The 19958-nt window shown below is 27.5% G+C and carries 19 protein-coding genes; 11 read left to right on the plus strand and 8 right to left on the minus strand.

The window, feature by feature from the left end; genetic code table 11:
• Positions 1-10: 10 nt before the first annotated feature.
• The 5 genes from mqo to ABJG40_RS02510 form a co-directional block, all read right to left on the minus strand.
• Positions 11-1483: a malate dehydrogenase (quinone) gene (mqo, locus tag ABJG40_RS02490; RefSeq protein ID WP_348023004.1), complete on the minus strand. Its 1473-nt coding sequence runs from the start codon at positions 1481-1483 to the stop codon at positions 11-13.
• Between the two features lie 137 nt (positions 1484-1620).
• Positions 1621-2733 carry an efflux RND transporter periplasmic adaptor subunit gene (locus ABJG40_RS02495; RefSeq protein ID WP_348023005.1) on the minus strand — a complete coding sequence of 371 codons (1113 nt, stop codon included), beginning with the start codon at positions 2731-2733 and terminating at the stop codon, positions 1621-1623.
• Between the two features lie 15 nt (positions 2734-2748).
• Positions 2749-3993 carry an ABC transporter permease gene (locus ABJG40_RS02500; RefSeq protein ID WP_348023006.1) on the minus strand — a complete coding sequence of 415 codons (1245 nt, stop codon included), beginning with the start codon at positions 3991-3993 and terminating at the stop codon, positions 2749-2751.
• Positions 3994-3995: 2 nt separating this feature from the next.
• Complete coding sequence (locus ABJG40_RS02505) at positions 3996-5228, minus strand: ABC transporter permease (protein ID WP_348023007.1); 1233 nt, start codon at positions 5226-5228, stop codon at positions 3996-3998.
• A 2-nt stretch (positions 5229-5230) separates the two neighbouring features.
• Positions 5231-5923 (minus strand): ABC transporter ATP-binding protein, encoded by a 693-nt coding sequence (locus tag ABJG40_RS02510; RefSeq protein ID WP_348023008.1) that lies wholly within the window; start codon positions 5921-5923, stop codon positions 5231-5233.
• Between the two features lie 179 nt (positions 5924-6102).
• Here ABJG40_RS02510 and ABJG40_RS02515 point away from each other — a divergent pair, with 179 nt between their 5' ends.
• Positions 6103-6519 carry a DCC1-like thiol-disulfide oxidoreductase family protein gene (locus ABJG40_RS02515; protein WP_348023009.1) on the plus strand — a complete coding sequence of 139 codons (417 nt, stop codon included), beginning with the start codon at positions 6103-6105 and terminating at the stop codon, positions 6517-6519.
• A gap of 2 nt (positions 6520-6521) precedes the next feature.
• Complete coding sequence (locus ABJG40_RS02520) at positions 6522-7178, plus strand: HAD family phosphatase (RefSeq protein ID WP_348023010.1); 657 nt, start codon at positions 6522-6524, stop codon at positions 7176-7178.
• Positions 7179-7245: 67 nt separating this feature from the next.
• Here ABJG40_RS02520 and ABJG40_RS02525 read toward each other — a convergent pair whose 3' ends face one another.
• Positions 7246-8796, minus strand: a complete 1551-nt coding sequence (locus ABJG40_RS02525; protein WP_348023011.1) for a DEAD/DEAH box helicase family protein — start codon at positions 8794-8796, stop codon at positions 7246-7248.
• A gap of 60 nt (positions 8797-8856) precedes the next feature.
• Positions 8857-9258: a bacillithiol system redox-active protein YtxJ gene (gene ytxJ, locus ABJG40_RS02530; RefSeq protein ID WP_348023012.1), complete on the minus strand. Its 402-nt coding sequence runs from the start codon at positions 9256-9258 to the stop codon at positions 8857-8859.
• Between the two features lie 161 nt (positions 9259-9419).
• On the opposite strand from ytxJ, the gene clpB reads away from it, so the two are divergent.
• From clpB to ABJG40_RS02560, 6 genes are all read left to right on the plus strand, one after another.
• Positions 9420-12029 (plus strand): ATP-dependent chaperone ClpB, encoded by a 2610-nt coding sequence (gene clpB, locus ABJG40_RS02535; RefSeq protein ID WP_348023013.1) that lies wholly within the window; start codon positions 9420-9422, stop codon positions 12027-12029.
• 134 nt (positions 12030-12163) lie between these two features.
• The gene (locus ABJG40_RS02540) at positions 12164-12592 is read left to right on the plus strand and encodes an Hsp20/alpha crystallin family protein (RefSeq protein ID WP_348023014.1); all 429 of its coding nucleotides are present in this window, start codon (positions 12164-12166) and stop codon (positions 12590-12592) included.
• Between the two features lie 79 nt (positions 12593-12671).
• Positions 12672-13121, plus strand: a complete 450-nt coding sequence (locus tag ABJG40_RS02545) for a hypothetical protein (RefSeq protein ID WP_348023015.1) — start codon at positions 12672-12674, stop codon at positions 13119-13121.
• Positions 13122-13199: 78 nt separating this feature from the next.
• A complete protein-coding gene (locus tag ABJG40_RS02550) occupies positions 13200-13697 on the plus strand; it encodes a phosphoglycerate mutase family protein (RefSeq protein ID WP_348023016.1) in 498 nt (165 codons plus the stop codon).
• Positions 13698-13953: 256 nt separating this feature from the next.
• The gene (locus tag ABJG40_RS02555; protein ID WP_348023017.1) at positions 13954-16104 is read left to right on the plus strand and encodes a VIT domain-containing protein; all 2151 of its coding nucleotides are present in this window, start codon (positions 13954-13956) and stop codon (positions 16102-16104) included.
• A 7-nt stretch (positions 16105-16111) separates the two neighbouring features.
• On the plus strand, positions 16112-17155 hold the full coding sequence (locus ABJG40_RS02560; protein WP_348023018.1) for a hypothetical protein: 1044 nt from the start codon (positions 16112-16114) through the stop codon (positions 17153-17155).
• A 16-nt stretch (positions 17156-17171) separates the two neighbouring features.
• Here the strand turns inward: ABJG40_RS02560 and ABJG40_RS02565 are convergent, their stop codons facing one another.
• Entirely contained in the window at positions 17172-17897 is a 726-nt protein-coding gene (locus ABJG40_RS02565; protein WP_348023019.1) for a DUF6503 family protein, read from the minus strand.
• 101 nt (positions 17898-17998) lie between these two features.
• Here ABJG40_RS02565 and smpB point away from each other — a divergent pair, with 101 nt between their 5' ends.
• The 3 genes from smpB to ABJG40_RS02580 form a co-directional block, all read left to right on the plus strand.
• Positions 17999-18466: an SsrA-binding protein SmpB gene (gene smpB / locus ABJG40_RS02570; RefSeq protein WP_348023020.1), complete on the plus strand. Its 468-nt coding sequence runs from the start codon at positions 17999-18001 to the stop codon at positions 18464-18466.
• A gap of 38 nt (positions 18467-18504) precedes the next feature.
• On the plus strand, positions 18505-19383 hold the full coding sequence (locus ABJG40_RS02575) for a geranylgeranylglycerol-phosphate geranylgeranyltransferase (RefSeq protein ID WP_348023021.1): 879 nt from the start codon (positions 18505-18507) through the stop codon (positions 19381-19383).
• A partial coding sequence (locus ABJG40_RS02580) for a Maf-like protein (protein ID WP_348023022.1) occupies positions 19384-19958 on the plus strand: 575 nt, incomplete at its 3' end.

Genomic DNA, 19958 nt, shown 5'->3' on the forward strand with positions numbered 1-19958 from the left:
TAATTCTATACTACAACCCCAAAGAAACCCTACTTTTCTCCAATTCTAACTCAAACAATTCTTTTGTGATTTCTGCTTTGTAAAAAGGAACAATTTCTTTTAATTTTTCTTTTCCTTCTTTAGAGTTGATTATTTCTGGAAATGCTTTTTCTATAACCTCTAACATTATAGAAGTTGCAGTAGAAGCTCCTGGAGAAGCGCCTAACAAACAAGTGATACTTCCATCTTTACTTGAAATTACTTCTGTACCAAATTGCAATTTTCCGCCTTCAAATTCGTCCTTTTTAATAATTTGTACACGTTGTCCTGCTTTCATTACTTCCCAGTCTTCATCTTTGGCATCTTTTACAAACTTGCGTAAAGAATCCATTCTGTCTTCTTTACTCATTAAAACTTGTTCTATTAAATATTGAGTTAAAGGTAAATTGTGCCAAAAAGCACCAAACATCGATGGTATATTATCAAACTGTATGGATTTAAATAAATCTAAATGAGAACCTTCTTTTAAAAACTTCGGACTAAAACCTGCAAAAGGACCAAACATTAATTGACGTTTTCCATCTATAAAACGAGTGTCTAAATGTGGTGTAGACATTGGTGGATCTCCAATACCGGCTTTACTATATACTTTTGCATTGTGTTGTTTTATAATTTCTTCATTTTTACACACCAACCATTCTCCACTTACTGGAAAACCACCATAACCTTCTTTTTCGTCAATTTCTACTTTTTGTAATAATAGTAAACTTCCTCCTCCTGCTCCAATAAAAACATGTTCAGCATCTATATGATGTACTTTTTTTGTTTTTAAATTTTTTACTTCAACTGTCCAATCAATTTCAGTATCAGGGTCAATATCTAAAACCTCCATATTACAATAAACAGGTGTATTGAATTCTGTTTTTAAAATATGAAATAACTTTTCTGTTAACGAGCCATAATTCATTTCTGTACCTCTATTGATTCTAGAAGCTGCCATCATTTCGTTATCAGTTCTATCATTTGTAATTAAAGGAAACCATTCTTTCATTTTGTCGATTTCTTTTGTAAACTCGATAGAATCAAACATAAAATGGTCTTTCATTTCATTGAATCTGTTTTCTAAATAATCTGCATTTTCTTTTCCTAAAACCCAACTATGATGTTTTATTGATGTAATAAATTCTTCAGGATTTTCTAACAAACCTTCATTGGTTAAATAAGACCAAAACTGTTTAGAAATTTCAAATTGTGCACAAATATCTATGGCTTTTTTAATAGAAACTTTACCATCTTTTTCTGGACAATAATTTAGTTCACACAAAGCAGAATGACCTGTTCCTGCATTATTCCAAGCAGCTGAACTTTCTTGAGCAACTTTATTTAAACGTTCTACAATTAAAATATTCTTTTTAGGATCTAAAAGTTTTGTAATTAGTGCTAATGTTGCACTCATTATTCCTCCACCAACACAAATTAAATCGTATTCTTTTTTAAATCTCATAAATATATATTTTAAGTTCTCGACTGCGCTCGAACTGACAATTCAATTAATATTTAGATAAATTATCTGAATTCATAAAAATAAAAAAAGGAACTCAAATAGAGTTCCTTTTTCTAAAATTTTAAAATTAAATATTTTTAATTCTCTTTTTTCTTATCGTCTTTAGAAGCCTTGTTCCAAATTTTAATTTCGTCTTCTGCAGTAACTCCATCTAGAATTTCTACATTAACACCATCTGATGTACCTAACTTTAAAGTTTTCTTTTCAAACTCTCCTTCTCCAGTTTTTACTTCTACATAAGGTTCTTCTGTTTTTTTATCAAACTTTAATAAGGCTTCTTTAATAGATAAAACACTATCTTTCTTTTCTAAAATAATATCAGCATTGGCACTATAACCAGCTCTAATAAAGAATTTATCATCTAAAGAAACATCAGCTTTAATTTTAAATTGTACAGCTCCATTTTCTTCAGTTCCTTTAGGTGCAATAAAGTTTAATTTTGCAGGAAATTTAGTTCCTTCAATAGCTCCTATTGATACTTCAATATCACTACCACTAATTAATTTACCTACTTCAGATTCATCTACTTTACCTTCAAAAATCATTTTACTCATATCTGCAATTGATGCAATGGTTGTACCCGCATTAAAATTGTTAGATTGAATTACCTGATCTCCTTCTTTTACTGGAATTTCTAAAATTGTACCAGACATTTGAGCAACAATATTTGTATTTGCTGAAGCACCTGAACCAGAAGATCCTTTTTTTATGATTTGGTAATTATTTTGAGCATTTTTTAAATCTTGTTTTGCTTGGTTGTAAGTTAATTCAATTGCTTCATAAGCAGCTCTAGAAATTACACCTTTTTCAAATAAAATTTTATTTCTCAAATAAGAAATTTTTGCATTACTTAAACGAATTTTAATATTATCTACAGTACCTTTTGCACTAATTAAAGATTGCTCATTAGGCACAACTCTTACAGTTGCAATTAAATCTCCTTTTTTAACTTTTGTTCCTTCTAACAACATAATCTTATCTATGATTCCTGTTATTTGAGGTTTAATATCAATTTCTTCTAAGGGTGTAACTTTACCTGTTGCTACTGTTTTTTTAACAATAGTAGTTTTAAAAGGCGTTTCAGTTTCATATTCTACAATACTTTTTTTGTTCTTTTTACCGAACCAAATAAGTGCAGCTACAAATAATACTGCTATTACAATTAAAATAATTTTTGCTCTCTTGCTCATGATTTGTTGATTAATTTATTCTTCTCTTAATGCTTCTATTGGTTTTACTACTGTTGCCATATGGGCAGGAATTAATCCTATTAACGTTCCTAAAATTATTAATGTTACAAATGCTATTAATATAATTGGAATATTTACTGTTGGATTTATTAATGGAATATCTTCATTGTTGCTTGCAGCAGCATCAATAAAAAATAAAATTAGACTTCCAAAAACAATTCCTAACATACCAGCTATGGTTGTTAAAAACACAGATTCTAGTATAATTTGTTGACGAATACTTTTAGGTGTTGCACCTAAAGCTCTTCTTATTCCTATTTCTTTAGTTCTTTCTTTAACGGTTATTAAAAGGATGTTTCCAATAGCGAAAACACCAGCAATTAATGTTGCTATACCTACAAACCAAGTAAGAAATTGCATTCCTGTTAAGAAACCTGTTACTTTACCTATTTCTTTACCCAAATTTGCGCTACCAAATGCTCTTTGATCTTCTGGGTGAACTTTATGAAGATTTTTTAGAGTTAAAAGAATATCTCTTTCCATTTGTTCAATATCTGTACCTTCATTAGCAGTAATCATCATCCAATCAATTTGATTGGCGGTATTATATACTTTTCTGTAAGTTGTAAAAGGAATATATGCTGTGTCACCATCAAAATCTATAGTATTAGAAGGTTCGTATACACCAATAACCTTATAATTTATTGCATTTATTTTAATATACTCTCCTATTGGTATTTCATCTTTATCAAACAATTGTTTGTACATATCTTCAGAAATAACAGCAACTTTTGCGTAAGATAAAATATCTCTTTCATTTAAAAAACGACCATAAATTAATTTCTTTTTCTGAATTTGATCTAAAACAGGATAATCTCCACTTACACGAAAATCACCAGATTTAAAGTTGTGTATAATTAAATTGGTTGTTTGATTTCTTGGTGCTAAAAGTTTGATTTCTTTTGCGTATTCAGATTTTAAAACGTCTATATCATTATTATTTAAACTAAATCTTCTACCTTTTTGAAACCCTTTAAAAGGTGTGTCTGTAGACTGAGTCCAAACAAAAACACTATTGGTTGCAAAATTTCCAAAAATTTTATTAAAACCATTTTCCATTCCTCTAGCAGCTCCTAATAAAACAACTAATAAAAAAATACCCCACAATACACCTATAATAGTAATTACAGTTCTTATTTTGTTTTTACGGATACTCCCGTAAATTTCTTGCCATGTATCTGAATCGAATAAAAACTTCATAATTAATCTGCTCTTAGTGCTACAATTGGTTTAATATTTGCTGCTTTTTTTGCTGGTAAATAACCCGCAATTAATCCTGATATAATTAAAACTATAGTTGCTCCAATTACAATTCCTGGACTTACACTTGGATCCTTGATGAAATAATCTTTTTCTAAACTATCTCCTATTAAACTTAAAATATAAGTTCCTAAAGACAACCCTAAATAACCTGCAATTGTTGTAATTAATACAGATTCTTGTACAACCATACCCACTATAGATCCTGGTTTTGCTCCTAATGCTTTTCTAATTCCAAATTCTTTTGTTCTTTCTTTAATTACAAAAATCATAATATTAGAAATACCAATGATACCAGCAATTAAAGTTCCTGACCCAACAAAAACTACAATTAAATATAAAACAAACATAAACTGTCCAACACCTTTGTTTGCTTCTGCCATATTTCTAACTGAGAGTGCGCTTTGATCATCTGGATGAATGTTCATTTTTTTACGTAAATCACGTTCCATTTTATTTCCAAATGCAATTGCTGCATCTAAACTTAAATTAGGATTGTATCCTAAATTAATTTGGCTGATATAATCATTATTGCCATACATCATTTGCGCTGTACTAACAGGCATATAAGCTTGTCTTTCTTCATTATCTCCTCCTTCATCAGAAAAAACACCAACAATTAAAAAAGAACTTCCATTAACATTTACACGTTTATTTAAAGCAGGTTTTTCACCAAAAAGATCTTTTTTTATTAATCTTCCTATTACAATTACTTTAGATTTCTCTTTAACATCTCTTTCATTAATATACCTACCTTCATCAATAATTGTTTTTTCTAAAAATTGATGATCTGGATGTACTGCTCTTAAACGATAACTATCTGCTTTACTCTTGTATTTAATAGAAACACTTTTATAAATTCTTGCAGATTGATATTGAATTTTATTTTCATATTCATCTTTTACATAATCATATTCTTTATTGGTAAGCTGAACTCGTCTACCAGTTTGTAAACCTTTATATGGTTTAGAAGTTTTCCAAACACGAACAAACATGGCATTTTGAGCATCATCATTAAATGCTCCTTTAAAAGAATTACTTAATCCGCTAACAATACCAAAAAGCAATGTGAATAATAAAATTGCAAATGCTACTGTAAAACCAGACATTACAGAACGTAATCTGTTTTTATTTATGCTCTGAAATATTTCTCTCCAACGATCTAAATCAAACATAATTAAACGGCTTTAGCAGTTTTTGTGTATTCATCACTAATAATAACACCATCTTTTAATCGTACAATTCTTTTGGTTTGTTCCGCTACTTCTTCTTCGTGCGTAATTACAAAAACTGTCATTCCTTCATCATTAATATCTTTTAATAAATCCATTACAGAATCTGTAGTTGTAGAATCTAATGCTCCTGTTGGTTCATCTGCCAAAACCACTTTTGGTTTTGTTACTAATGCTCTTGCAATGGCAACACGCTGTTTTTGTCCTCCAGAAAGTTCGTTTGGTAAATGATTTGCCCAATCCTTTAAACCAACTTTATCTAAATATTCTAAAGCAATTTTTAAACGTTCTTTTCTGTTCATTCCTTTATAATATAAAGGAAGTGCAACATTTTCTAAAGCTGTTTTGTAAGATATTAAGTTAAATGACTGAAAAACAAATCCTAAAAATTTATTTCTTAAAATTGCAGCTTTCTTCTCATTTAAGTTTTTTATTAACTGACCATTTAAATAGTAGTCTCCTTCATCATGTTCATCTAAAAGACCAACAATATTTAATAAAGTAGATTTACCAGAACCAGAAGACCCCATAATAGAGACAAATTCGCCTTCTTTTATATGTAAATCTATTCCTTTTAAAACGTGAAGAGAATCTTTTCCTATCGGATAAGATTTGTGTAGTTTTTCTATTCTAATCATCTGTTGGTTAATTTTAAACTAAAGTACCTAAAGCTAATGATTGCTTTTACTAATATTTTGTTAAAAGCAAATTCTAATTGCATTGATACAAACATAAGACGTGTAATTAAAATAAATGTTACAAGAATTATAAAAAAAAGATAAAGTATCTTTGTTAATATAAAACAGAAAGTTGCTAAATGGTTAATTTACCTAAAGACAAAAAGATTATTTTATTTGACGGAGTTTGTAATTTATGCAATACATCTGTCTTAAAAGTGATTAAATACGATAGAAATAACGTATTTATTTTTGCTGCTTTACAATCTGTAAAAGGGAAAGAAATTATAGATTATTTAGCTATAGATGTTTCTAAAATTGACTCAATAATTTTATATGAACCAGGTGTTTCTTATGAAATAAAATCTTCTGCTGCCTTAAAAATAATGCAAGAATTTAAAGGAATTTGGTCACTTACTAAAGTTCTAATGATTTTACCAGAAAATTTTAGAAATACTGTATATGATTATATTGCTAAAAACCGATATAAATGGTTTGGTAAAAAAGAAAGTTGTATGTTACCAACCCCAGAATTAAAAGCAAAATTTTTAGATTAAAAATGAAAATTCCAAAAGACATAAAATGTGTTATTTTCGATATGGATGGAGTTATAATAGATTCAGAAGAAATCCATAAAAAAGCGTATTATGAGACCTTTACTTCTATAGGTGTAAATGTTTCTGATGATTTGTACAAAACCTTAACTGGTTCTTCTACAATAAATGCTTTTCAAAAATTAGTAGCTCATTTCAACTTAGATTTAAATCCAGAAGAATTGGTTTTAAATAAAAGAGCACGTTATGTAAACTTCTTTGAGAATGATCCTACTCTTCATTTAGTAAAAGGGGTTGAATCTTTAATAAAATACTGTTATAATAAAGGTTTAACCTTAATTTTAGCTTCTTCTTCTGCAATGGTTAATATTGATAGAGTTTTTAATAGATTCGACTTAAATCAATATTTTACAGCTAAAATTAGTGGTGCAGATTTAACAGCATCTAAACCACACCCAGAAATTTTTGAAAAAGCGGCTCTTTTAGGAAAAACAGAAAGAGAAAATTGTATTGTTATTGAAGATTCTGATAATGGTGTGAAAGCTGCTAATTATGCTGGTATTTTTGTAGTTGGATTCAAGAACCCTATGGCAGAAGACCAAACTTTAGAAAATGCAGATTTTATTATTAATAATTTTAAAAGGTTAATAAAGTTGCTTTAATCATGTAATTAAAAATATTAAACAACATAAAAAAGCATCCAAAATGGATGCTTTTTTATATAATATTTTATTCTTCAATTGGTGGGTGACCATGAATTTTTTCAAAGTCTTCATCAAAATTGGCTCTTAAATAAGCGTTTAATTTCTTTCTATAATCATCTTTCAGCCAAGTTACAAAATTATGGGTACTTTTAGAAATACATTTTGCGTATCTATTTATTCTATCATCAATTTCTTCCCCTAACATTTTTGCTAAAATTAAAGCATCAAAAACATCTTCACTATTTTCAATACACATTTTTGCATGGTGTACAATCGATTTTTCTAAAACTCTTTTAGAAGATTCTCCTTGTCTTATAGTATCTATATATACTTTTTTCATATCGAAATAAGTATCTGTAGATTTTGCAAATTCTTTCTTAACATCTGCTGGTAACTCATATCTAAAAGTACTTTCTATTTCTTCATCAGAAAGAATGGCATTTAAATAATAATCTGGCGCTCTAAACATTTTTTGCCAGTCTAGATCTGCTCCCCAAGGTCCAAACCTATGAAAATTATTTCCTAAATCAATTACATCAAAAGATTTTTTATTATTTAAAACCCTAGAACCACGACCAATCATTTGGTAATATAATGTTAATGATTTTGTTGCTCTATTTAAAATAATAGCTTCAATTGTAGGTTCATCAAAACCTGTTGTTAAAATACTTACAGAAGTAATAATTGCACCAGGAGTTTTATGAAACCATTTTAAAATTAACTCACGTTCTGCTTTTGTATTTGTATTGTCTAAATGAGCTATAGGAAAACCTGCTTTTTTAAAGGCATGAAATACTTGTATAGAAGTATTAATACCATTATTAAAAATTAAAGTCTTTTTTCCTTTTGCAGTTTCTTCATAAGCAGAAACTAACTTAGATAGCATGTCTGAATTCGTATATAAATCTTCTGAAGATTTTACTGTATAATCTCCATTTGCTCCTACTTCTAAAGAAGTTAAACCAACATTATAAGAATACAAATTTGCAGTTGCTAAATATTCATTATCAATTAAATGTTGTATAGTTTCACCTACAAACAATTCTTGATAATTCTCATACATTGGTAATTTTATATTAGAACTTAATGGAGTTGCAGTAACACCCAATATAAAAGATTGATCGAAAAATTTAAATATTTTTGTAAAAGAATTATAATGCGCCTCATCTACAATGACTAAACCAATATCAGAAATATCTAGCTTATCATCATTTAACCTGTTTTTTAAGGTTTCTACCATGGCAACAAAACAACTAAAGTCATCTTGATCATCTAATTTTGCGGTAGAATTAATAATCTTATTAGTTACACCAAACTCATTTAGCATTTTTGATGTTTGCTTACTCAGCTCAATTCTATGTGTAAGTACTAAAACTTTCTTTTTAAAAGTTTCTAAATAACGTCTTACAATTTCTGAAAAAATAACTGTTTTTCCACCACCAGTAGGTAATTGATATAATAAATGATAATCTTTTGGAGCATCTTCAAATCTTCTAAAAATTTCTTGAAGTGCATCTTTTTGATATCCGTATAATTCCTTTGTAGTAGTTGTTACTGTAGTATTTGTATCTGCCAAACGATTAAAAATTTTGAGATACAAAAATAAGACTTAAAATAGGTGTAATGCAAGTTTAAACTACATAAATCTTGATAAATCTGTTAATGTAATATCATAATGAGAAGCATTATGTATAGAAACACCATTTTTTACTATTAATAATTGTGGAGATTGATGCATTACTTGAAACGTATACCCTACTTCTTCTGAAATAGATCTGTAATTTAATAAATCTAAATAATACACTTTTAGGTTTTTATGTTCTTCTGTAAACAACGCTTCAAAGTGTTTAATAACCATACTACTAATTCCACAACGTGTAGAATGTTTAAATATAAAAACTGATTCAGTTTTAGAAATTTCTTTAATTTCTTCTAACTGCCCTAAAGAAGTCAGTGGAATCCAGTTTACGAATGACATTTTTTCTTGTTTTGACTCTTTGTTTACTTTACCTCCAAAAATACTATTAAATATACCCATGTTAACTTTTTTAAGTTATATAAATACAAATATAAGAAACTTTAATCAGTCATAAAGTCAGTAAAATCAAGGTTTTTAGAGACAATTTGACTTGTTGTTTACAGAAAATATAGATGGTATTATAATTGCTTTAAATTATAAAAAAACAAAAAAATAGAAAAATGAATTTTAATAATTACACAACAAAATCGCAAGAGACCATACAAATGGCGCAACAGATTGCGCAAGGTTTTGGTCATAATCAAATTGAAAATGAACATATTTTTAAAGCTTTAACACAAGTTGATGAAAATGTGTTGCCATTTCTTTTGAAAAAATTGAACATCAATTTAAATATTGTTGAACAAGTTTTAGACAAACAATTAGAAAGTTTGCCTAAGGTTTCTGGTGTAGAATTAATGCTTTCTAGAGAAGCAAGTAAAACTTTAACAGAAGCAGCTGTTATTGCTAAAAAAATGAAAGATGATTATATTTCTATAGAACACTTAATTTTAGCAATTTTTAAATCTAAAAGTAATATTGCACAAGTTTTAAAAGACCAGGGTGTAACAGAAAAACACTTAAAAGCTGCAATTGAAGAACTTAGAAAAGGAGAAAGAGTAACCTCACAAAGTGCAGAAGAAACTTATAATTCATTAAATAAATATGCTAACAATTTAAATAAATTAGCAGAAGATGGAAAATTAGATCCTGTAATTGGTAGAGATGAAGAAATTAGAAGATTGCTTCAAATTTTATCAAGAAGAACAAAGAATAATCCAATTTTAGTTGGTGAACCAGGTACTGGTAAAACAGCTATTGTTGAAGGTTTAGCACATAGAATTATAGATGGAGATGTACCAGAAAATCTAAAAGACAAATTAATTTTCTCTTTAGATATGGGCGCATTAATTGCAGGTGCAAAATATAAAGGAGAATTTGAAGAGCGCTTAAAAGCTGTTATTAAAGAAGTAACAACTTCTGAAGGAGATATTGTACTTTTTATTGATGAAATTCACACTCTTGTTGGTGCTGGAGGTGGACAAGGGGCTATGGATGCTGCAAATATTTTAAAACCAGCATTAGCTCGTGGAGAATTACGTGCAATTGGTGCAACTACGTTGGATGAGTATCAGAAATACTTTGAAAAAGACAAAGCTTTAGAAAGACGTTTTCAAAAAGTTATTGTTGATGAACCAGACACAGAAAGTGCCATTTCTATATTAAGAGGAATTAAAGAAAAGTACGAAACCCACCATAAAGTTCGTATTAAAGACGAAGCAATTATTGGTGCTGTAGAATTATCTCAACGCTATATAACCAATCGTTTTTTACCAGATAAAGCTATTGATTTAATGGATGAAGCTATGGCTAAATTACGTATGGAAATAAACTCTAAACCAGAAGAGTTAGATGCTTTAGATAGAAAAGTAATGCAGTTAGAAATTGAGATTGAAGCAATTAAACGTGAAAAAGATGAAGTGAAATTAAAAGCTTTACGTTCTGATTTAGCAAATTTAAAAGAAGAAAGAAACGAGATTAATGCAAAATGGAAATCTGAAAAAGAAGTTGTAGATAATATTCAGAATACAAAATTAGACATAGAAAATTTTAAAATTGAAGCAGAAAAAGCTGAAAGAGAAGGTAATTATGGTTTAGTGGCAGAAATTAGATATGGAAAAATTAAAAAAGCACAAGAAGATTTAGAAGTTTTGCAAAAAACTTTACAAGAAAATCAATCTGAAAATTCTTTAATAAAAGAAGAAGTTGTTTATGATGATATTGCAGAAGTTGTTGCAAAATGGACAGGAGTTCCGGTTACAAAAATGATTCAATCTGAACGTGAAAAACTATTAAAATTAGAAGATCAGATTCACAAAAGAGTTGTTGGACAAGAAGAAGCAATTATTGCTGTTTCTGATGCCGTAAGACGTTCTAGAGCTGGTTTACAAAACCCAAACAAACCTATTGGTTCCTTTTTATTTTTAGGAACTACAGGTGTTGGTAAAACTGAATTAGCTAAAGCATTAGCTGAATATCTATTTGATGATGAAAATGCAATGACTAGAATTGATATGAGTGAATATCAAGAAAAACATGCTGTAAGTAGATTGGTTGGTGCGCCTCCAGGATATGTTGGTTATGATGAAGGTGGCCAATTAACAGAAGCTGTAAGAAGAAGACCTTATTCTGTGGTACTTTTAGATGAAATAGAAAAAGCACATCCAGATACTTTTAATATTCTTTTACAAGTTTTAGATGAAGGTAGATTAACAGATAATAAAGGGCGTGTGGCAGATTTTAAAAACACCATTATTATTATGACCTCAAATATGGGAAGCCATATTATTCAAGAAAAATTTAGCGATCCAAAAGCAGATTTAGATGCGGTAACTGAATTGGCAAAAATTGAGGTTTTAGGTTTATTAAAACAATCTGTAAGACCAGAATTTTTAAATAGAATTGATGATGTAATTATGTTTACACCTTTAAACAAATCTAATATTTTTGAAATTGTAAAATTACAAATAGAACATTTAAAGAAAATGATTGGCAAACAAGAAATTACTTTAGATGCTACTGACGAAGCTATTAAATATTTAGCCCAAAAAGGTTATCAACCAGAATTTGGAGCAAGACCTGTAAAAAGAGTCATTCAGAAAGAAGTATTAAATCAGCTTTCTAAAGAAATTTTATCTGGTAAAATTACCACAGATAGCATTATTCTTTTAGATGCTTTTGATGATCAATTGGTTTTTAGAAATCAGTCTGATTTGGTCGCAAACTCTTAGTTAAATAACTAAACAACAATTAAATGACATTTTTTCATATTCAAAAGAAAAAATGTCATTTTTTTTTAATTGGTATTTTTTTTGCTTTATATCAAATAAATAAAATTATTGTTTAACTATTAAAATGTAAGATTATGTTAATTAAAAACACAGATTTTCCGGTTTTACCAAATGTATTTACTGACTTTATTAGAGATTGGTCTACTTCTAATTTTTCTGATACAAATACAACATTACCAGCTGTAAACATTAAAGAAAATAAAAACGAATTTTTAGTTGATGTTGCAGTTCCTGGAATGAAAAAAGAAGATTTTAAAATTGACTTAGACAACGAAATTTTAACTATTTCATCAGAAAAAACAATTAATAACGAAAATACTGATGAAAAGTACACAAAAAAAGAGTACAGTTATCTGTCTTTTAAAAGAAGTTTTACTTTGCCAAAAGGTATTGTAGATATAGATAAAATAAATGCTACTTACAAAAATGGCGAATTAAAAATTACGATTCCTAAATTAGAAGAAGCAAAACCAAAACCTGTAAAACTAATTGAGGTAATGTAAGGGATTAATTAGTTGCAATAGGCTGTATACTTTATAAATAGCAGCCTATTGTTTATTTTAATTATTAAAATATTTGATGATGAAAAAGTTAGTAATTTATATCTTAATGGCTTTGTCTTTTTTTAATTGTCAAAGTCAAAACTCTAAAGTAAAAAATAATACTCAACAACAATTAGATACAATAAAACCAAAAACTAAAATTCAAGTAAATAAAGAATACGATAAATACGGAAACTTAAAACGTTTAGATTCTAGCTATTCTTATTTTTATTCTAATATTACAGGAGATACAATATTAGAAAGAGAGATATTTAACAAATTTAATTTAAACTTAAATAGGCAATTTAAACCATTCGATTCTCTTTTTACAAATAATTTTTTTAATGGTTCACCATTTAATAAACCAAATTTTTATACCGATGATTTTTTTAAAAACAATTATAAATCTCATCAAAAAAGAATTGATAAACTATTACAACAAATGGATTCTATGAAAAATAATTTTTATAAAAATCGTAAAAGTTTGTAATAATTTTAATCTTTAAAGCGATGTAATTTACATCGCTTTTTAATTTATATATATATTCGTTATTTAAATTGATTTTTTATGAAAAAATATATTCTCCTTTTTGTTTTCGTTTTTAGTTTATTAAGTTCTTGTACTTCTAATGAAACTACAACGTATTATTTAATTCGTCATGCAGAAAAAGACAGAACAGATACAACAAATAAAAATCCTAATTTAAATGAAAAAGGTGTAGATCGCGCAAAAAAATGGGCAAACTATTTTAAAAAAATCGAATTAGATGCTATTTATTCTACTAATTATAATAGAACTCAACAAACAGCAAAACCAACCGCTGAAAGTAAAAAATTAGAAATTTTAAAATATGATCCAAAAAATATGTATGACTCCATTTTTCAATCAGAAACTATAGGGAAAACTGTTTTAATTGTTGGTCATAGCAATACAACACCAGCATTTGTAAATAAAATTTTAGGAGAAAAGAAGTACGAAGATATTGATGATAATGACAATGCAAGCTTATATATTGTTACCATTTCTAAAGACACAAAGACAAGTACTGTAAAGAAAGTAGAATAAAAACAACTTTCTAAGTAATAAATGAAACCAGCAAATAGACTTAGCCCCGATTGCAGCATTTGTTTGAGCTCTTTTTTATTCTTTTTTCTGAATAAAAAAAGCGAGTGCGAAAAGCGGGAATAGCTTCTAAAAAAAATCCTTTTTAAATTTTTACGACGAATTCTAATTCTATAATTACGAATTCTATTTGGCCTAATATTTAGCCAAACTTACCTTCTATTTTTGATGTATTAATCAACTTAAAACATCAAAAAAAATGAAACTATTATTTACTTTATTCACTATTGTTTTTTCTGCAATCTTAAATGCACAACAAAGTAAAAGTCCGTATTTAGAAACGATTACTAAAAACGCGAACATTCCGTTAAAAGCAACACAAACAAGCGTACAAATATCTGGTGCAATTGCAAACATAGAGATTATACAAACGTATAAAAACCTAGGAAAAACAGCTATTGAGGCTAGTTATATTTTTCCAATGAGTACAAAAGCAGCTGTACACGATCTAAATATAACCATTGGAAACAGAACTATAAAAGCGCTTATTTTTGAAAAGAAAAAAGCAACTAAAATCTACAATAAAGCAATTAAAGAAGGAAAAAGAGCTGCTAAATTAGACCAAGAAAGACCCAATGTTTTTAAAATGAAAGTAGGTAATATTCTACCGAATGAAGAAATAATTGTAGCACTTTCTTATACCGAAATGGTAACCAATAATTCAGGCGAATATCAATTTATACTTCCTGGTGTTGTTGGTCCAAGATTTACAGGAGAAAAAAATTCTGAAGAAGATACTTTTAATGTTCCATATACCAAAAATGGTGTAGACAATACTTTTAAAAACAGCATTGATGTTTGTATAAACACAGGTGTTATGATTAAGAATATTTCTTCTAAATCTCACAACATAACTGTTAATTATCCCGATCTTACTTCTGCAGAAATTACGGTTTTAGATAACAATTCTGCAAATAGAGATTTTATTTTAAACTACTCTTTAAGAGGCGATAAAATTCAATCTGGATTATTATTGTACGAAGGAAAAGATGAAAACTTTTTCACTTTAATGGTTACACCTCCTAAAGCAATTATTTCTGATAAAATTCCGCCAAGAGAATATTTATTTATTGTAGATGTTTCTGGTTCTATGAATGGTTATCCATTAGAAGTTTCTAAAGAATTAATGCGAAATTTATTGAGCGATTTAAAAGAAACGGACACTTTTAATGTACAATTATTTGCATCTACAAGCGCTATTTTTAAAGAAAAATCGGTTAATGCAACAAATACAAACATAAAAGAAGCCATTAATTACCTAAGTGTAAGCACACCTAATTACGGCGGTGGAACTCAATTAATAAATGCATTAGAAACGGCTTATAAACTACCCAGAAAAGATAAAAATTCTGCCAGAACAATGGTGTTAATTACTGATGGATATATTAATGTAGAAAAAGAAACTTTTGAATTAATTGAAAATAATCTAGACAAAGCAAACGTATTTTCTTTTGGAATTGGTACTAGCGTAAACAGATATTTGATAGAAGGAATTAGCAAAGTAAGTAACAGCAGTTCTTTTATTGCAACTAACAAAACAGATGCTTTAAAAGTGGCTAAAGATTTTAAAAACATGATAGCTCACCCGCTTTTAACGCAAATAAAACTAACTACAAATGGTTTTGATATTTATGATGTTGAGCCTAAAACAATACCAGACGTTTTTGCAAATAGACCTCTTTTAATTTATGGTAAATACAAAGGAAAAGCAAACGGAACCATTAGTATTTCTGGTTGGCAAGGTGATGAAAGAAATACACAAACATTGCAAGTACAAAACGGAAAATTAAGCAAAGACAATAAAGCTTTAAAATACTTATGGGCTCGTAAAAAAATTGAACGATTGATCGATTACAAAAAGAATTTTAATGATGATGTAAAACAAGAAGTTATCAAACTTGGTTTAACCTACAATTTAGCAACAGAATTCACCTCTTTTGTTGCTGTTGATAATGAAATTGTAAACAAAAAGGGCAAATTAAAAAACATAAAACAACCTTTAACAATGCCTAAATACGTTAGTAATACTTCTGTTGGAGCTGCAGCAGAAATTAAAGGAACATCAAAAATTAAAAAATCGTTTCAAATAGCAATTTCAAACAATATTAATAACAATCAAAAAAGAGCAATAAAAATGTGGTTAAAAGGAAATTATTCGGCAATAATTAATATGTATTTAAACAAGTATAAAAACATAAAATTATACATAAATACAAATGGTAAAATTGTAAAAATAGAAAAAAAAGAAAATGGTTTATGGAAAAAAATAAGTGATTTAAAAAATACTTTTAATCAATTACCAACAAATTTACAAGTAAACCAAACAACAATAATAACATTGTCTAAATAAATAAAAAATGCAACTAGTATTAAAAACAATCGTTTATATCAGCTTACTTTTCACTACTTCTAATTTATTAATCAGCAACAACAAAGCTACTTTAGAAACTAAAGATGATGTAAAAAAAATCAATAATTCGGTTGTTTTTATTGCTGGTTTTGACAAAGATGACAATCAATATTACAACAATGCAAGATCTTATTTTAAGCAAAAGAAATACAGGATAATTGAAGATACCTATTCTTTAGAAACCATTATAAATTGGTTAAATAAGAATGAAAAAGAAACTTTTTTTTCTGAAATACATATTGTAAGTCATAGTAATCCTTGGCGAGGAATTAGTTTAAAAGCAATTGAAAATGGCGAAAGAATTACCACCGAAACCTTGCATGAAGTTTTAAAAAACAAGAATTTACCAAAACTACAGAAAAGAGGAATGCAAAACACAAATATTATTTTTCATTCTTGTGGCTTGGGCGAAAACAAAAAGTTGTTACAAGTTTTAAAAACTGCTTTTTCTAATCATGAAACACCTAATATAATTGCGTCTCCTTATTTTAATGTTTTTGACAAAATAAATAACAATCATTATTTAGCAAAACCTTTTTATGTCTTTTACCCGACTTCAAAATCACCTGGAAAAATAGATTTATCCAAAGAAATTGCAAAAAGATATCCCAAAGAAAAACAAATCAATTGGTTAAAAAGCTTACAAAATAAGCATGAAAATTATGTTGGAGAACCTTACAGTTATCAATTTAATATTCCTGTAAAATGGGAATTTTATTTCAACAATTCATCAGAAAAAACACCAACATTTAATAGTGCTGATGAAATTATGGATTGGATTACTGAAAGAGAACAGATTAGCAAAGAGTTACTAAAACTAAACATTCCAATAGAAAAATACAGATGGAATTATAAAGTAAAAAATAACAAACTTATAATACTTGGCAAAACAACTGTAATTTGTGTTTTAAAACCAATTACAATAAAAACCAAAATAGTTAAATATGTTACAACAAAAATAAATAATACTAGTTTATATAGTAAAATTTAATTTTTAAATAGCATTTCTATAAAACAGTAACTTCAATATCTTTTAAAACAATTTCAGATACTTTTTTAAGCTCATTATTTTCGAAAGCTTTGTCTATATTTATTAGAGAAATTTCATTATTTAATGGTTTATAATTATGGTAATCTACAAAACGAATTCCGTTTTTAACACATTGTTCTTTTAACTCTCTAAAACGAATTCCACCTCCATTTGTATGATAAGAATAAGCTAAATAATCAATTAAAAAATCTTCTTTTCCAATCCAATAAATAAACACATCTTCAAAATCTTCTCCTCCTCCATCTTCAGAAAATGTAATTTCTACTTTATAATACTCTTTTCCTTTAATGGTAGATGATTCTAATAACTTTTTATAAACAGCTTTGTCGTTTAAACCAAATGGTAATACAGAAAAATAATGAACAGAATTTACTGAGTTAGAGAAACTAGTAATCTCTTTCTTAGATAATTCTTTCTTTTTTAGATTAATGTAACGCTCAAACCCTTCATTTGTTAAACCATCTATAATAGAATCAAATTCACGAATTAATTTGTAGTCACCATTATTTCTGTAAGCAAAATAGGTTTTATCTCTAAATTTAAAAGAAATTTCAGAATTAACAACTTTGTCTGCCCCAGAATACAAAAGGCTTTTATCAATAATCTGTTGTGCTGTTAACTTAGGTTCAGAATTTTTACATGATAATAAAAATACAAGAAATATTAGTAATAAGCTTCTCATTTAAATCGATTTCATTTGATTGTTAATAGATTTCAAAATTACATTTCTTTGACCAAAGTAAAAATGTATCTTTGTTAAAATTTTTAAATATACATCAGTCAATGGCTGTACAGAAAAAGATAAACATACAAAATAAAAAAGCTCGTTTCGAATTTGAAATTCTAGATAAATTTGTAGCAGGAATTCAATTAACAGGAACAGAAATAAAATCTATACGTTTAAGTCAAGCAAGAATTACAGAAAGTTTTTGTGAGTTTAATGAACGTGGAGAATTGTTTATTGTAAATATGTACATTCAAGAATATATGTTTGGTCATCATTTTAATCACAAACCAAAAAGTGAACGAAGACTGTTATTAAATAAACGAGAATTAAGAAGCTTAAAAAGAGATGTTGAAGCAAAAGGAAACACTATTGTTCCTTTACGTTTGTTTTTAAATGATAGAGGTTTAGCCAAGTTAGAAATTGCTTTAGCTAAAGGTAAACAAACTCATGATAAACGCGAAACTCTAAAAGATAGAGACAACAAGCGAGATTTAGCAAGAATTAAAAAGAGTTTTAACGCATAATGGCTTTTTTAAAACTGATTCGTTACAAAAACCTACTGATGGTTTTATTGACGATGATTTTAACGAAATATGCATTGATTAATTCTTTTACGACAAATATATACCTATCTCATTTAGAGTTCCTTACCTTAATCTTAAGTGTTCTTTTAATAACTGCAGGTGGCTATATAATTAATGATATTTTCGATATAGAAACAGATAAAATTAATAAACCTGATAAAGTTTTTGTTAATGTTTCTATTTCTAGAAAAAATGCTTGGTTAAGTTACATTATATTAACTCTTTTGGGATTGATTTTAGGAGTTGCTTTATCTATTTATAAATCGCAAACTTATTTAAGTGTTATTTTTATTATTACTGTTATTGGATTATTTATTTATTCAAAAACTTTAAAAAATAAAATTTTAATAGGGAATATTTTAGTTTCATGTTTTGTTGGATTAACTATATTTTTAGTGTTTTCTTTTGAACTTTATAAAGGTTTTAAAACCTCAAAAGATAACATTACAAACGTATTTAAATTACTTTTTCCTTTTTGGTCTGTGTTAGGATATTTTTTGTTCGCGTTTTTAACTACTCTTATTAGAGAAATCATAAAAGACATAGAAGACATTAATGGCGATTTAAAAATAAAAGCAAAAACATTACCTATTGCTATTGGAAGAAAAAGAGCTTCTAAAGTCGCTTTTTTCTTTACTTCCATTTTACTACTATTTCTTTTTATAGTTTTACAATTAGTTAGAAATGAGTATTTGTTCTTAGCATATGGAATGGTTTTTTTACTACTACCACTGCTCTATTTTATGTATAAATTATGGATTGCAGCCTCAAAAAAAGATTTTTCTAAATTAAGTAATCAAATGAAAGTTATTATGTTTTTTGGTATTTTATCAATGCTATTATTTAAATTTATATAAATGTTAAGAGAAAAATTAAAAAACTACAATGTAATTTTAGCTTCTGGTTCTCCTAGGAGACAACAATTTTTTAAAGATTTAGATATCGATTTTTCAATTCAATTAAAAGAAGTTGAGGAAATTTATCCATCTGAATTAAAAGGAATTGAAATTACAGATTTCTTAGCAGATTTAAAATCTCAACCATTTACTAATTTATCTACTAATGATTTATTAATAACATCAGATACTATAGTTTGGTTAGATAATAAAGCATTAGGAAAACCAAAAGACGCTGAAGATGCTTTTAAAATGTTAAGAGCTTTATCTGGTAAAAAACACGAAGTAATTACATCTATAAGTATAAAAAGTAAAAAAAATCAAAAAATTATAAATGATGTAACCACAGTTTCTTTTAAAGAATTATCTGATGAAGAAATCGATTATTACATTAAAAATTACAAACCTTTTGACAAAGCTGGTGCTTATGGAATTCAAGAATGGATTGGTTTTATAGCTATAGACAATTTAGAAGGAAGTTATTATAATGTAGTTGGTTTACCCGTAAACTTACTTTATAAAGAATTAATGAAATT

The organism is Polaribacter sp. (assembly GCF_039939415.1).
Taxonomy (GTDB): Bacteria; Bacteroidota; Bacteroidia; order Flavobacteriales; family Flavobacteriaceae; genus Polaribacter.